Below are 15,493 nucleotides of genomic sequence, written 5' to 3'. Positions count from 1 at the left end.
AATGTCGGTTATATAGTCGCTAACAGCCAAGCCCCCCACCCCTCAATAATCCTTGCTCGCCTTCAGGTTCACGCCGTTGTTGCCGATGGTCGAGACGGTGGCGAGCAGCGACAGCCAGCGGGTGATGCGGAATTCGATCGAGGTGGCGCTGTAGCCTTTGCCGTCGGTCACCAGTTCCACGAAGAACCGCCGGCCGAGGTACTTGCCCACCGCGATGCTGGTGCCCGCGCCGGTGGTCGCGTCGGCGCCGACGATGCGCAGGCGGTCGAGGCCGATCGCGCTGCGCAGCTTGTTGATCGGATCGAGCCCGCCGCCACCGCGCAGGCTCGCGAGCGCGGAGGCCAGTTGCAGCGCCTCGGGCGCGGAAATCTGCGTGATCGAACTGCCGAACAGCAGGCGGCTGAGCACTTCCTCTTCGGGCAGTGCGGGGGTGGACGAGAACGTGATGATCGGCCGGGCCGCCGTGCCGCCGATGGTGATGCGCGCCGAAAGTCCGGTCACATCGCCTTCGGCCGCGATGTCGAGCAGCGGGTCGGGCGGCACTTCGCCGGCAAAGCGGATGCGGCCACGGCTCAGCTCGAAGCGCTTGCCGGCAAATTCGTAGCCGCCGCGCACCAGATCGGCGGTGCCGAAAATCTGCGGGTTGGTGGTATCACCACGCAGGCGGATGTCCGCGCCCCATTCGCTGTCGAGCCCCAGCCCGCGCACCGCGACGCGGTTGCCGCCCGACGCATCGATCAGGAACCGCCACGGCTCTGCCTTGATCCGCTGCGGCGCGATATCGGCGGGCGCGTTGATCTCGCGCGTGGGGATGTCGGGCAGGTCCGCCGCCGTGCTCGCCCGGCCCAGCATCCAGCGCGCGGCATCGATCTTCAGCCGCCCGGCGATCGTCCCGCCGGTGCCATTGCTGATCAGCCGCAGCGGGCCGGTGACGGTCGCGCCCATGTCATCGCGGTTGAGCAGGCGCGCGTTGGTCGCCGCCAGCCGCAGATCGAGCGCCACGCCTTGCGTCGCCACGTTGGAGAGGTCGACCGTGCCGCTGCCCACCACTTGGCCGCCGCCGGGCGTGGTGCCGGCAAAGCGCGGCAGCGTCAGGCGCGATCCGGTGAAGCTGCCGGTCATCGCCAGGTTGGTCAGGTCGGTGCCGGTCAGCGCGCTCTGCAACCGCAAGTCCTTGCTCGCCAGCGTGCCGCGCAGTTCGGGGTTGTCGAGCGAACCGGTGACGTCCGCCGCCACGCCCAGCGTACCGGTGAGGTCGAACACCTCGATCGAGGTCAGCCGCCACAGCGCGTCGGCGGGGCCGTTGTAGCGCAGTTGCGCGACAAGCGATCCGCTGCGCAGCCGTTCCAGCACCGTGCCGCCGCGCGGCAGCCCGCCGATGCGGCCCTGGAGCCGTCCGCGCACCGCGCCGCCTTCCTGCATCACCGCGCGCGCCTCGAGCGCATCGGTGCCGAGATCGGCGACGAGGAACACGTCGAGCGGGCGCGAGGTCAGCACCAGCCCGGACCGGGTGAGCCCCTTGATCTGCAGCTTCGCGCTGCCGGTGGGCGCGCCGTGGCCATCGTTGCGATAATCGACCAGGCCCGAGGCATTGCCGCCCAGCCCGAGGTCGCTGACCAGGATATCGCCGACCGACAGCGGCATGTCGGCCATCTGCAGGCTGATCTCGGTCGGCCCGCCCAGCACGTGGCCCGAGGCGATGACGATCCCGCGCCCGAACCCGATCTGCGTGGGGGCCAGCCGCCAACCGGCACCGTCGCGGGTCAGCACCGCGCGGCGCGGCATGGTGATCTTGCGCCCGGCGTAGTTGCCGTTGGCCAGCATCACCACGCGATCGGGGCTGACCGTGCCGGTGCCCTGCAGCGCAAAGCGCGTGCCGCGCCGTCCGGCGACCGAGGCGGTGATCGTGCCCGATCCATCGACCAGTTGCACACGCGCCGCCAGCCGGCCGAGGAACATCTGCCCGCTGCCCACGCCTTCGGCATAGACGCTGCCATCGATCGTGCTGCGGCCTTTGAGCAGCGTGCCGTTGACCTCCAGCCGCGCATTGCCGATCGACAGCGGGGTCGGCCCGCCGAAACGCGCGTTGTGCGCGGTGATCAGCGCGGCAATCGCCTGCCCGCCGCCGCCATGCGGATCGATCCGGATCGTGCCGTCGAGCCCACCGCCGTTGAGCGCGAGGTTGCCGGCGACACCCGCCTTGCCCAGCAACAGCGTGCCGGTGACATCGGTCTGCCACACCTTGAACCGTTCGATCGCCAGCCGCGTCGGCCCGTTGGGGCTGGAGAACAGCCCGATCGTGCCCTCGAACGGCCCGAGCCGCGACCCGCCCTTGGCTTCGATGCGGAACCCGTCTGCGATCGGCGCCAGCGCCACGCGCACATCGGCCAGCCCGGCGGCCGGATAAGGGCTGGCGAACACCAGATCTGCGGTCGGGCCATTGCTGCCCACCGCCGCCTGGATGGTGAACGGTCCGTAATCGAGGCTGCGCCCGTTGCCATGCAGCGTCGTGCGCCCGTCGGCGGTCCGTTGCCCGTCGATGGCGAGCGCGAGTTTCTGCGAACTGAGCCGCGTGTTGCGGAACAGCAGCGGCGCCGTCTCGCCCAGGCTGACCGCGCCGGTGAAGCGGATATTGCCGCCCGTCAGGCTTTGCAGCGTGGCGTTGTCGACCCGCACCATCCGGCCCGACGCATCGGCTTGCAGCGTCCACGGCACGCCCGCACCGATGCGGAACAGGATCCTGGCGTCGGCATCGACCGCGCCGAGGTTGGTCAGCGCAAACCCGCGCGCCGCGACCGGCCCTGCCAGCGCATAGCCCCCGCGCGCGAGATTGCCGCGCAACGCGAGCCGCGCGGCCAGCCCTTTGAGATCCATGGCGAGGTTGTCGGAACTGAGGTCGTTGCCCGCGAGCAACAGGTTGCCGGTCACCCGAGCCCCGGCAAAGCGCGGATCGAACTGCGCGTTGCCGGTGTGCACCGACTGGGCGGTCAGCGCGAGCGGGAACGCCAGCCGCGCGCCGTCCCAGTGCGCTACACCGGCGGTGCGCAAGCCTTGCGCAATCGTGGTGCCGACCGTCAGCTGCCGCGCGGCAATCTGGTGGTCGATCGACAGGTTGCGAAACGGCCCGTCGAGCGTCGCGGCGATCTGCAGGCCATCGATCCGTGGCGACGCCATCAACAGGTCGCCGCGCGTGACCAGCGCCTTGATCACGAGGCCCCGCGCCGCATTGTTGCCAAGATCGAGCGCGCCGCCGCTGTTGGCACGAAAGCCTGCACCGACCGCGTCGAGTTTTCCCTCGACCACGCTGTTGACCATCGTGCCGTCGAACGCCAGCGACAGCTTGGGCCCGATCAGCTTGGCCGCCGTGCCACTCAGCAATCCATCGGGATAAGCCTGCCCCATCGCGTTGTAGCGCCCGGCGCGGTTGCCCAGCAGGAACGCCGCGAGCGGCTTGGCGTCCTGGCTGACCCAGGCCCAGCCCTGCCAGTTGTGCCAGCCGCCCTTGCCCGCCGCGATCATGCGCACGCTGCTTTGCGCGCCCGCAAGGCTCGCCAGCAGCCCGCCGCGCGGCGCGGCATAATCGAGCGCGAGGTCGAACTTGTCGCGATCGGGCTCGCTGTCGAGGTGCAGCACGAGCTTGTCGCCGCCGCCCAGCTTGCCGTTGACGTCGAGCAGCGCGCGGCCTTTGCGGATGTCCGCCTTGGCCGCCAGATCGACGCGGCGACGTTCGCCCATCACGCCTTTTTCGACGGTGAGATTATCGATCACCAGTTTGTCGATGCGGATATCGAAATTGGGCAGCACCGGCGAACTGGGATCGCCCGGCCGCATCTTGGGCGCGCGCAGCAGATGCCCGCGATGCAGCGCCAGGCTGCGGATATCGAGTCCGCGTTTCAGCCACGAGAACGGCCGCCAGTCGAGCTCGGCATCGGGTACCGTCAGGAACTTGCCCTGCGGATCGCTGAGCGTGATGTCGTGCAGCTTCGACTCGCCGAACAGCGATCCCTCGATCCGCCCGATCTGGATGCGCAGCCCCGATCCCGGCGTGAGCGCCGCGATCCGGTCGATGACAAAGCGATGGCCCAGCGAACTGTCGAGCAGCACTGCGGCACCCATCAGCGCCAACAGCGCGAGCAGCACGCCCAGCAGCCCGCGCCGTCCCCAGCGCAGCGTGCGCGATCCGCGACGGCGTGGCGGAGGCGGCGGGGGCGGTGGCGGGGGCGGCGCATCGGCCGGGCCACCAAAATCGACAGCGGCGGTATCCGCCATCAGAACGCCTGACCCAGCGCGACGTAGACGCCGATGCGGCTGTCACCCGGTCCGGGGTTGAGCGGCGTGCCGAGATCGATGCGCAGCGGCCCGAAGTTGGTCTTGTAGCGCAGGCCGATCCCGGCCCCGATCTTGAGGTCGCGCAGGCGCGGGGTAGAGGTGTTATCGACTGCCCCCGCATCGACGAACGGCACCACGCTGACCGCGCCGCCGAACAGCCCGGTCTTGACCCGCGCCTCCAGACTGAACTCGCTGAGCGACTTGCCTCCCGATGGATCGCCAGCGGTGTTCTTGGGGCCGATGTTCTGGTAACCATAGCCGCGCACCGATCCGCCGCCACCGGCGTAAAACCGCCGCGACGGCGCGACGTTCTCGATCGTGGTGCCCGCCAGTGAACCCAGCCGCGCGCGCGCCGCCATCACCACCGTGCCGCCCAGAGGCAGGTAGTAGCTCGCGTCGGCTTGCGCCTTGACGTAAGTGGCGCCGCCGCCGTTGTGGCGCGAGTACTCGGGCGAGATGCGCAAGGCCGCGCGGAAGCCATGCGTTGGATCGAGCAGATCGTCGCTGCCGTCGTATCCCGCGCGCACCGGCCCCGCGATGACGAAATAGTCCTGCGCGGGGCTGAGCACGCCGGTCTTGGATTTTTCCTGTTCGCGCGTCGCCACCAGTTCCACGCCCGCCGAATAGACCAGACGCTTCTGGTAGATCAGCGTGGTCTGGCGTTCGAACGTGGTGATGAACGATGCAGTCTTGGCCTTGTACGCGTCGGTATCGATCGTCTGCGCAAACAGGTCCGCGGTCAGCGACTGGTCGCGCGTAAGGAAATTGCTGCGGCGGAAGGTGACCCCCGCCAGCTGTTCGCGCGTGCCGGCCACCGCGCGAAACCGGAGCAGTCCTTCGGGCGGGAAGAAGTTGCGGTGCTCCCAGCTGACTTCGGCGCGGAAGCCCTCGCCGCTGGAATAGCCCGCCAGCCCGGCAATGGTGCGCAGCGGCGCCTTGCCCAGTGCAACATCGAAATCGACCGTGCCGGGCTGCGTGGCGGCGGGCGGGGTCGCCTCGCGCGCGGTGACCGTCACCGTCGAGACCAGCCCGGTCGCCAGAATGGCCTTGCGCAAGTCATCGACTTGCGAACGCTTGTAGAGGTCGCCCGGCCGGAACCGCGCGATTACCTGGAGGTGGTGCGAGTTGAGGAATTCGGGCGCGCCGCTCACCACCTGGCCGAACACATAGCGCCCGCCCGGCTTGACCGGCACGGTCAGGTCGCCGGTGCGCGGCTGGTGGTCGATCACCAGGTCCGGATCGCCCACGGTCGAAAAGGCATAACCGTTCTCGCCCAGCGCGGTGGTGAGATTGGTCCGCTCGATCAGGATCCTGTCGGAGTTGATCGCATCACCCACATTGAGCGCGAACGCGCCGCGCAGTTTGGTGAAGTCAGGGCCAGTGGTTTCCAGTTCGGCAAGGTTGATCGCGCCGAAATGGTATTGCGGCCCGGGCTGGATGTCGAAATGGACGACGACCTTGCTCACGTCGACGGGGCCGGGCTGTTCCCCATCGGTGGAAAACCCGCCGAGCGACTGGGTCACGTCGACGGGGCCGGGCTGTTCCCCATCGGTGGAAAACCCGCCGAGCGACTGGGTCACGTCGGCATCGTAATAGCCATAGACGCGCAACATGCGCAGCAGCAGGTCGCGGTCGGACCGCGCGCGGCGGGACAGTTGCGCGATGTTCTCGTCACCCTTGGCCAGTCGCTTGAGGTCTGACAGCGACGCGAAGCGGTCGGTGAATTCGTCGCGCTGGGGGAATGCCTCGATCGCCGGCGGAAACGCCAGTTCGACCTGCTTGCCGACGTGTTCGAGCGAGGCATCGCCGGCCAGTTTGACGCCGGGCTTGCCACTGGTCGCGGCGGGCCCGGGCAAGGCCTTGATCTCGGTATCGGCCTGCGCCTGCGCCTGCGCGATATCGGGATCGGGCGAAAGCGGCTCGATCGCGGCAAGGTCCGTCTGATCGGGCCACGGCAGTTTCATGCCGGCGATGTCGGGCAGCGGCGCGGTGGGATCGAGCGCCTCGACCGCGCTGGCGGGGGCCGGGCCCTGATTGGCTTGCGCACCTTGCGTTTCCACGGCCCAGTCCTGCGGACGGTCGAGCGCGGAATCGGGGATGAGGTCTTTGAGTTCCTGATCGGTCGAGCGGCTTTGTGCGGCTGCGGGCCCCGCCAGTCCGGCCATCGCCTGTACCAGCACGAGCACCGCGATCGCCCCGCGCAGCAACGGGCGCAGGCGACAGCGCAGCGTCCTGCCGCGGCTATTCGATGATGCGGGTGGGATCGGCGCGATAATGATCCTGGCTGCCGGGGACGCCGTCCTTGCAGCTGCCGTCGATGGGGGCGAGATCGCGGGGTGCGGCCTTGGCGGCGCGAACGATGGCGCTGGCCTGTTCATCGGGATCGAAGCGTTCCCACCCGTCGCGGCCCAGCCGTTCGAGCGGACGGTAGCGCACTTTGTACTGCATCCGCACGGATCCTTCGACCCAGTAGCCCAGATAGACAAAGGGCAGGCCGACCCGCGCCGAGCGCAGGATGTGGTCAAGGATGATGTAGTTGCCAAGCCCGGTGCGAGTCTCGTGTTGCGGATCGTAAAAACTGTAGATCATCGACAGACCGTCACCCTGCTGATCCGTCAGGCAGGCTCCGACCAGTTTGCCCGGCGTGTCACCGACGCCTGGTTCCCTGTATTCAATGACATAGCTCTTGACCGGGGTATGCTCAACCATGTCCGCGAAGTCCATCTCGTCCATGCTGGCCATCCCCCCGCCAGGGTGACGAACCGACAGGTAACGCTGCAGCAGCTCGAACTGTTCCGGGGTGGACCACGGTTTGCAGGCGTTGACGACGAGATCGGAATTGCGTTTCAGGTTTTTGCGCTGGGTGGCGGAAGGCTGGAACCGGTCGGCCACGACGCGGACCGAAACGCAGGCTGAGCAATCGAGGCAGCTGGGGCGATAGGCCACGGTCTGGCTGCGACGAAACCCGATGCGGCCCAGCGCATCGTTCAGCTCATCGGCGTGCGGGCCCTTCAGCTCGGTAAACACCTTGCGCTCGCTCTTGCCCGGAAGATAGGGGCACGGCGAAGGGCTGGTCACGAAAAAGCGTGGGAAGCGGACAGGTGCGGTCACAACCGGTTTGCAATCCCTCAATCACCTTCCGGACAATCCGGCAGCGTCGGGCTTAACAATGCCAGCCCGAAGCAAATGGTGAAAGCCCTTTAACCACGAAACGCAGTTAATCTCCGGTTAGTTTGCACATTTTTGTCCACTGAGAGTCCGCCGCGTTCGCCGGTCACGACACATCAATCGAACCGGCGGATCGCGGCGCGGCGCAGCAGCCGGTCCTCCAGCGAATAATACAGCAGGATTGCCTCATCCTCCACCAAGCACGAGGCGGCAAACGCGATGTCGGTGCCGTCGCGGTGGACCGGCGGCGGGGGGATGAGCATCGGCTGGATGCAGCGGTCGGTGATCCGCTCGAAATTGGCGTCAAAGCTGATCCAGCCGATCCGCCAGCGCGCATCGACCGTGGCGCCGTTGTAAAACATCACCGGGTCCGCACCCGGCTGCGACACGATCGGGCCGGTCGACAGGTGCCAGTTGTCCCACGCATCCTCGCGGATGCCGAACGGATCGTCGACCACCTCCCACGGACCGTTGGGCCCCGGTGCGATGGCCATGCCGATGCGCGAGGCACCGACGCCCGGCGTGATCTCTTTCGCGTATTCGTAGAACAGGCGAAACCGCCCGTCCGTGCCCTGCGCAACGGTGGCTTCCTTGATGTTGCCCTCGCCCGGCGGGGCCTTGAGCAGCACTTGCTCCTTGGCGAGCTTCTCAAGGTCGCAGCCCCGCGCCACCATCATCGATCCCTGCCCGCGCTGGCCATCTACGCCAGTGTAGAACACCAGCACCTCGCCCTGGTCGGCCAGCACCACAGTGGGATCTTCCACCCCGCCGGCGTCCACGAAATCGGGCCCGGGCACGATCGCGGGCCGGTCGCGCATGATGAACGACAGGCCATCGTCGGAATGGCCACAATAGATGATCCCGGTGGGGTCAGTCTCCGCCAGCGGATGCGCGAGCACGCGCACCAGCAACTGGTGGCGTCCATCCTGCGTCCACACGTAGGGGCTCATCAGGTCGTGCCCGGCCAGCAGCCCGTCGGGGCCGGAAATGTCGAGCGTCACCTGATCGAGCGCCTGCACCACGTAATCGACCATGGCTTCAGGCTCCCAACGCGACGGTGAGCGACAGCGCGCCGTCGATGGTGATGGTGGTGCCGGTGATGTAGTCGGCCGCAGGCGAGAGCAGGAACACCACGACGTCGGCCACTTCTTCGGGCCGGCCGGCGCGGCCCCACGGGATCACGGCTTCCTTGGTGCGCAGTTCGTCGGGGTGGTCCATTGCCGACTGGTTCATCGGGGTGAGGATCATGCCCGGCGCCACGCCATTCACCGCAATCCGCTGCGGCGCGAGTTCGAGCGCGAGCGTGGCGGTCAATTGCGCGAGCCCGCCCTTGGCGCTGTCGTATTCCACCCCGCCGGGGCGCGGCGCCTTTTCATGGATCGAGGAGATGTTGGCGATGCGCCCTCCTCCACCGCCTGCGGCCGCGATCCCGCGCACGAAGCGCCGGCAGGTGAGGAACGGGCCGTAAAGATCAGCGCGAACCACGCGGTCGAACTGCGCCAGCGCCATGTCGGCAATCGGCGTTCCGCTCATGTTGAGTCCCGCCGAATTGACCAGCAGCCGGACGGGCCCGAACGCTGTTTCGGCTGCGGCAAACAGCGCATCGACTTGCGCCTCGTCGCTCACGTCGGTCTGCACGGCAAGCGCTTGGCTACCGGCCAGCTCGATCTCCGCCACGACCGCCTGTGCCACCGCATCATCGCGAAAATAGGTCAGCGTCACCGCCGCGCCTGCCTGGCCGAGCGCCAGCGCGCATGCGCGGCCGATGCCCGATTCCCCGCCGGTCACTACGGCGCCTGTCCGATTGAAATCCATCACCCCAGCCAACGCGCGAACGCGTGGATGGGTTCATGAATTATCGGTCACGCGTATCGAGAACGGCTGCGGCTCACGCCAGTTCGACCTGGCTCACGTCGTAGCCGTCGGCGCGCAGCGCGGCGGTCAGCTTGTCGATCTGCGCACGGTCGCGCGCCTCGCACTCGATGTCGGTGATCAGGCCCTTGGCAGGCAGATGCGTGAAGATGCGCTGGTGGTAGATCTCGATGATGTTGACCTGGTGCGCATCGAATTCGCGCATCACCTTGAACAATGCGCCGGGCCGATCCTGCAGCGTCAGCCGCAGCCGCGCGAGGCGGCCCGAGCGGGCGAGATCGCGCAACAGCACATTGGCGAGCAGCCGCGTGTCGATGTTGCCGCCGCAGATGACGATGCCGACGTTTCGCCCGGCGAACAGCTCGCGGTGGCTCATCACCGCCGCCAGTCCCGCCGCGCCCGCGCCTTCGGCCACGGTCTTTTCGATCTGCAGCATCAGCGCGACCGCGCTTTCCAGCGCCGGTTCATCGACCAGCACGATATCGTCGACCAGCGTTTCGAGCACCGCCGAGGTAAACACCCCGGGCTCCTTCACCGCGATGCCTTCGGCCAGCGTATCCCCGCCGCACGGCAGGTCGAGGTGCTTCAATCGCCCGTACATCGACGGGAACAGCGCCGCCTGCACGCCGATCAGCCCGATATCCGGCTTCAGCCCGCGCGCTGCGGTACCCATGCCCGACAGCAGCCCGCCGCCACCGATCGGCACCGCCAGCATGTCGATCTGCGGCGCATCCTCGAGCATTTCGAGCGCGACCGTGCCCTGCCCCGCCGCCACGTGCGGATCGTCGAACGGATGGACGAAGGTCAGCCCCAGTTCGCGCTCCAGCAGCCTCGCATGGGCATACGCATCGTCGAATGTCTCACCCTCGAGCACGACCTTGCCGCCGACGCTTTCGGTCTGCATGATCTTCACCGTCGGTGTCGTCTTGGGCATCACGATGGTCACCGGCACGCCCAGCCGGGTGCCGTGATAGCTCAGCCCTTGCGCGTGGTTGCCGGCCGATGCGGCGATAACCCCGCGGCTGCGCCGCTCCTCGTCCAGCAGCAGCAGCGCGTTCAACGCGCCGCGTTCCTTGTAGGCGGCGGTGAACTGCAGGTTTTCGAACTTCAGCCAGATCTGCGCGCCGCTGATTGCGCTCAGCGTGCGGCTGTAGAGCGTGGGCGTGCGCACCACGTGGCCCTTGATCCGCGCCGCCGCCGCCTGGACGTCAGCCAGCGAAAGCAGCGCGCCGGGCTCTCCCTCCGCTGCGGATTCGGACAAGTCGAGCGGCTGCGTTGCGGGCGTATCCATGGCTGCGCGCCCTAACGGAAAGCACCTGCGTTGGAAACAGGCTTACCCCAACAGGCTTGGGGAAAGCCGTCAGCCCTGCAGTTACGGCTGCGGCTGCGCTTGCCCCCAGCGGCGCGCCACCAGCGCACACAGCGCGGTGACCACCAGGATCGCCAGCGTATCGGCCACCCAATCGCGGATGTCGCAATCGCGGTGCAGCGCCGGGATCGACTGGACCACCTCGATCAGCGCACCCAGGAACGAGAGCCGTTCGGCGATCCGCAGCCGTGGCATCGCGCGATAGGAAAGGTTGGCCAGCACCGTCAGCACCGAAAACGCCAGCATATGCTCGAACTTGTCGCCGAATTTGTCCATCGGCATCTGCGGCGGCTTGGGCAGCACGGCCATGGTTACGGCGAACACGGCGGCACCCCAGAACAGGAAGCGGCTGGTGCGAATCGCAAGTGCGGAGTTCAGGTTCATCGGTTCGCGTCGATAGCGGGTTGGCGGCGCGGAGCAAGGTCGTTCGACCGCGCGTTTCCGCCCGCCAGGCACCGCTGCGGTCGCCCGGTTCCAGCGCCGGGTTCGACGCCGGCATTGGCGCGGCAAAGGGGCTGGCGGCGGCAGCCAAAGCAGGTAAACATGGGCTGATGAGCGAACCTCTCAACGTATCGTTTCTCGGGCTCGGCGTCATGGGCTCACCCCTGGCACGCCACCTCGCCCATGCGGGCCACCGCCTGACCATCTTCAACCGTTCGCCCGCCCGCGCCGAAGCATGGCAGGCTGCCAACCCGGGGCTGGCCGCGCGCGTCGCGGGCAGTCCGGCCGAGGCAGCGCAAGGGGCCGACGCCGTGCTCACGTGCGTGGGCAACGACGATGACCTCGCCGATGTCGTGCTCGGCCCCAATGGCGTGTTCACCGCGTTGCGGCGCGACGCGGTGTTCATCGACCACACCACGGTTTCGGCCAAGATCGCGCGGCAGATCGCGGTCGAGGGGCGCGACAAGGGCATCCTGTGCGTCGATGCCCCGGTCACCGGCGGCCAGTCGGGCGCGGAGGCCGGAACGCTGTCGGTCATGTGCGGCGGCAGCGCCAAGGCGATCGAGGCGGCGCGCCCGATCCTGGCCGCCTATGCCAAGCGCGTGACGCACGTGGGCAAGCCGGGCGCGGGCCAATCGACCAAGATGGTCAACCAGATCTGCATCGCCGGGGTGCTGGCAGGCCTGTCCGAAGCCGTACGGTTCGCGCAGGCCGCGCGGCTCGACATGGACAAGGTCTATGAGGCGATTTCGGGCGGCGCGGCGCAAAGCTGGCAAATGGACAACCGCTGGAAAACGATGGACGCCGACGAATTCGAGTTCGGCTTTGCGATCGACTGGATGCGCAAGGACCTGGGCCTGACCATCGACGAGGCGCGGGGCCTTGGCGCCAGCGTGCCGATCACCGCGCTGGTCGATCAGTTCTATGCCAAAGTGCAGGCGCAAGGCGCCGGGCGCGACGACACCAGCGCCCTGATCCGGCACCTGCCGAAAAAGGGCGGCCGCGCGTGAAAGCTGCGATAGCCGCGCTGGCGGCTCTGCTCGCGGCAACGGCAGCGCCGGTGCTTGCCGACGCCCCGCGCGACGATACGCTGGTCGATAACGTCCATGGCGAAACGGTGAGCGCCGACGGCCGGGTCGAGACGTTCATCGCGCTGGTGTTCGGCAACGATGGCACGATCCGCCAGGTGATCCATTCGGGTGAGAAAAAGCCCAAGGCGCAGTACCGCATCGACGGCAAGGGCCGCACGATGCTGCCCGGACTTATCGATGCCCATCTGCACGTGATGGCGCTGGGCTTCGCCGCGCTGACGCTCGACCTGTCGGACACGAAGTCGCTGGCCGAGGCGCAGGCCAGTATCCGCGCCTACGCCGCCGCGCATCCCGACCGGCCATGGATCATCGGGCGCGGCTGGAACCAGGAAGTCTGGGGTCTTGGCCGCTTTCCCACCGCTGCCGAAATCGACGCGATCGTACCCGATCGCCCCGTCTGGCTCGAACGCGTCGATGGCCACGCCGGCTGGGCCAACAGCGCGGCGCTGCGCAACGCTAACGTGACCGCCGCCAGCAAGGACCCGGCCGGCGGACGGATCGAGCGCGACGCCACGGGCAAGCCTGCGGGCGTGCTGGTCGATGCGGCCAAGGACCTTGTCGGACGGACCGTGCCGCCGCCGCGCGCGGTCGACCGCGATCTCGCGCTCGCCACCGCGCAACAGTTGCTGTTCAAGCGCGGCGTGACCGCAGCCGCCGACATGGGCACCTCCATGGACGATTGGCAGGCGTTCCGCCGCGCGGGCGACCGCAACCGCCTGTACTTGCGGATCATGTCCTATGCGCTGGGCATCGATGCGATGATCGCCATCGCCGGGCCGGAACCGACACCGTGGCTCTACCAGGACCGCTTGCGGATGGGCGGGGTCAAGCTCTACCTCGACGGCGCGCTGGGTTCGCGCGGGGCGTGGCTCAAAAAGCCGTACGCCGACGCGCCGGGCACCACCGGACTGCCGCAACTGTCGCAGACCCAGCTCGGCAATCTGATGAGCCGCGCGGCGATGGACGGGTTCCAGGTCGCGGTGCACGCCATCGGCGACCAGTCCGTTTCCCAGATGCTGGGCGAGATCGAGGAACTGTCTGCCACCTACAAGGGCGATCGGCGCTGGCGGATCGAGCATATGCAGATCGTCGATCCCGCCAACTTCCCCGATGTGGCGCGGCTGGCGCAATCGGGCACCGGCGTGGTCGCGTCGATGCAGCCGGTCCATCAGACGTCCGACCGGCTGATGGCCAAGGCGCGGCTGGGGCCGGATCGGCTGCTGGGCGCGTATGCGTGGAACACGCTGAAGGCGCGCGGCGCCACGCTGGCGTTCGGGTCCGATGCCCCGGTCGAAGCGCCCGATCCGTTCGCGGGCATCGCCGCCGCGATCAGCCGCGAAGGGCCGGACGGTCAGCCGTCTGGTGGATGGCAGCCGCAGGAGCGGGTCGATCGCGCGACGGCGCTGGCGGGCTATACCAGTGCGGCGGCTTATGCCGGGTTTGCCGAAAAGCGCTTCGGACGGCTTGCGCCCGGACTGCGCGCCGATTTCATTTTCGTCGATACCGACCCGATGATCGCCACCCCGGCGCAAATCCGCGCGACCAAGGTATTGGAAACATGGATCGGCGGCGGCAAGGTCTATGCCGCAGACGCGCCCGTTTCCGCAGATGCGAAATCGCCGGAAACCAAGCAACCCGACGGACGTTAGATCACGGACGCGGAAGGCAGCCGGCTCCCCCTCCCCCGGTTGCTGCGTTGCGGGGCGCATTTATTGCGCCCCGCTTTCGAGCATCGCCCGATGGGTGAGGACCGAAATGATACCGAGTTGAACAGGCGAGGCTGAAAGGCCTCGCCTTTTTCATGAGTGGACAAGTGAGTTGGCTGTTACGTCGCCAATCCCGCTCGTGTCGAGCCCATCGACTGGCTCTGGATCAGCGGGTCGAACGTGGTTTCATGCCGCCCTACGGCTGCGTCGAGACCGGATCTGCGGGCGGTACCACGATCGCAGCTGTTTCGGCGCGCGCTTCGGCTTCGGCCTTGGCCTTTTCCTTCGCGTCGGCGCGTTCGGCAAAGCGCATCACGATCAGGGTGCCTTCGAACAGGATCAGCAGCGGGATCGCCAGCATCAGCTGCGAGACGACGTCGGGCGGGGTGATCACCGCCGCCACCGCCGTGATCCCGACGATCACATAGCGCCGCGCCGCCACCAGCTGCACGCGCGTGACGATCCCGGCGCGGTTGAGCAGCATCAGCAGCACCGGCAGCAGGAAACTGATGCCGAACGCGAGGATGAACTGCATGACGAGACTGAGGTAGTCCGCCGTGCCCGGCAGCGCCTCTACCTGCAATCCGCCGCGATGGCCCTCGAAGCCGAGGAACCACTTGAACGCGGTGGGCATGACGACGAAATAGGCCAGGCACGCGCCCATCGTGAACAGGATCGGGGTGGCGATGAGGAACGGCAGGAACGCCCGCTTTTCCTTGGCATACAGCCCCGGCGCGACGAACGCCCACAGCTGGTTGGCGATCACCGGGAAGCTGAGCAGGAACGCCGCGAACAGCGCCACCTTGATGTTGACGAAGAACGCCTCGTACAGCTTGGTGTAGATCAGCTTGCCCTGCCCCGGCGGAAACGCCTGCGTCAGCGGGCGCACCAGAATGCCGAAAATCTCGTCGGCAAAATAGAAGCACACCGCAAACGCCAGCGCCAGCGCATAGACGCAGCGCAGCAACCGCGTCCGCAGTTCGAGCAGATGATCGAGCAGCGGCGCCTGGCTCTCGTCGAGTTCGCGCAGTTTCATGGCGGGGGTGGCCCGGCGGAAGCGTGCTGATCAGCGGGAACAGCGGCAGGCGCCACGACCGGATCGGCCGAAGCTGGGGTCGACGCGATCGGGGAAGATTCTGTCGGCGCATGCGGCAGCAGCGTCTGGTCGATCGCGGCGGCGGGCGTCTGTCCGGTCGCATCCTGCGCCATGATCGCGGCGTTCTGCTCGCGCCACTTCTTTTCCATTTCCTCCAGCTCCGCCTCGCGGATCATCGCTTCGATGCCGCTGCGGAAGTGGTTGGAGACGCGGCGCACTTTGCCGATCCAGCGGCCTGCGGTGCGCAGCGCCAGCGGCAGGTCCTTCGGGCCGATCACGACGATCGCCACGATGACCACGAGCAACAGCTCCGACGGAGCGATATCGAACATCTTTGCTGGCGACCTTCAGACTTCAGGCGTCGAGCGGAGGTTCCCCGCCGGTGGCCGACGGAACCGGAGCCGCCGTGGCGGGCGGAACG

At 67.7% G+C, this 15,493-nt stretch carries 11 protein-coding genes; 2 read left to right on the top strand and 9 right to left on the bottom strand.

Features of this window, described 5'->3' with window-relative positions; translation table 11 throughout:
* Positions 1-42 precede the first annotated feature (42 nt).
* The 7 genes from NL2_RS04100 to NL2_RS04070 all read right to left on the bottom strand — a co-directional run bounded on the left by NL2_RS04100 (position 43) and on the right by NL2_RS04070 (position 11,122).
* Positions 43-4,269: a translocation/assembly module TamB domain-containing protein gene (locus NL2_RS04100; protein WP_084355853.1), complete on the bottom strand. Its 4,227-nt coding sequence runs from the start codon at positions 4,267-4,269 to the stop codon at positions 43-45.
* A complete protein-coding gene (locus tag NL2_RS04095; protein WP_245647563.1) occupies positions 4,269-6,515 on the bottom strand; it encodes a BamA/TamA family outer membrane protein in 2,247 nt (748 codons plus the stop codon). Before NL2_RS04095 ends, NL2_RS04100 begins: the two co-directional genes overlap by 1 nt.
* Positions 6,516-6,570: 55 nt before the next feature.
* Positions 6,571-7,440, bottom strand: a complete 870-nt coding sequence (locus tag NL2_RS04090) for an arginyltransferase (protein WP_068072003.1) — start codon at positions 7,438-7,440, stop codon at positions 6,571-6,573.
* A gap of 173 nt (positions 7,441-7,613) precedes the next feature.
* Entirely contained in the window at positions 7,614-8,531 is a 918-nt protein-coding gene (locus tag NL2_RS04085) for a glycoside hydrolase family protein (protein WP_068072000.1), read from the bottom strand.
* A gap of 4 nt (positions 8,532-8,535) precedes the next feature.
* Positions 8,536-9,312, bottom strand: a complete 777-nt coding sequence (locus NL2_RS04080; protein ID WP_068071998.1) for an SDR family oxidoreductase — start codon at positions 9,310-9,312, stop codon at positions 8,536-8,538.
* A gap of 73 nt (positions 9,313-9,385) precedes the next feature.
* Positions 9,386-10,660 carry a threonine ammonia-lyase gene (locus NL2_RS04075; RefSeq protein WP_068071997.1) on the bottom strand — a complete coding sequence of 425 codons (1,275 nt, stop codon included), beginning with the start codon at positions 10,658-10,660 and terminating at the stop codon, positions 9,386-9,388.
* Between the two features lie 81 nt (positions 10,661-10,741).
* The gene (locus NL2_RS04070; RefSeq protein ID WP_157083019.1) at positions 10,742-11,122 is read right to left on the bottom strand and encodes a VanZ family protein; all 381 of its coding nucleotides are present in this window, start codon (positions 11,120-11,122) and stop codon (positions 10,742-10,744) included.
* A gap of 167 nt (positions 11,123-11,289) precedes the next feature.
* Here NL2_RS04070 and NL2_RS04065 point away from each other — a divergent pair, with 167 nt between their 5' ends.
* A complete protein-coding gene (locus tag NL2_RS04065; RefSeq protein ID WP_068072522.1) occupies positions 11,290-12,189 on the top strand; it encodes an NAD(P)-dependent oxidoreductase in 900 nt (299 codons plus the stop codon).
* On the top strand, positions 12,186-13,919 hold the full coding sequence (locus tag NL2_RS04060; RefSeq protein ID WP_068071995.1) for an amidohydrolase: 1,734 nt from the start codon (positions 12,186-12,188) through the stop codon (positions 13,917-13,919). Before NL2_RS04065 ends, NL2_RS04060 begins: the two co-directional genes overlap by 4 nt.
* Before the next feature lie 253 nt (positions 13,920-14,172).
* Here NL2_RS04060 and tatC read toward each other — a convergent pair whose 3' ends face one another.
* Together tatC and tatB are read right to left on the bottom strand one after the other, a co-directional pair.
* A complete protein-coding gene (gene tatC / locus NL2_RS04055) occupies positions 14,173-15,012 on the bottom strand; it encodes a twin-arginine translocase subunit TatC (RefSeq protein WP_068071993.1) in 840 nt (279 codons plus the stop codon).
* Positions 15,009-15,404: a Sec-independent protein translocase protein TatB gene (gene tatB, locus NL2_RS04050; RefSeq protein ID WP_068071992.1), complete on the bottom strand. Its 396-nt coding sequence runs from the start codon at positions 15,402-15,404 to the stop codon at positions 15,009-15,011. The genes tatC and tatB overlap by 4 nt, the downstream gene beginning before the upstream one ends.
* Positions 15,405-15,493: the final 89 nt, after the last annotated feature.

It is taken from the genome of Novosphingobium lentum NBRC 107847 (assembly GCF_001590965.1).
GTDB classification, from domain to species: domain Bacteria; phylum Pseudomonadota; class Alphaproteobacteria; order Sphingomonadales; family Sphingomonadaceae; genus Novosphingobium; species Novosphingobium lentum.
The sequence above is the reverse complement of the archived record's forward strand: the minus strand, read 5'-3'. Positions and strand labels throughout refer to the sequence as shown.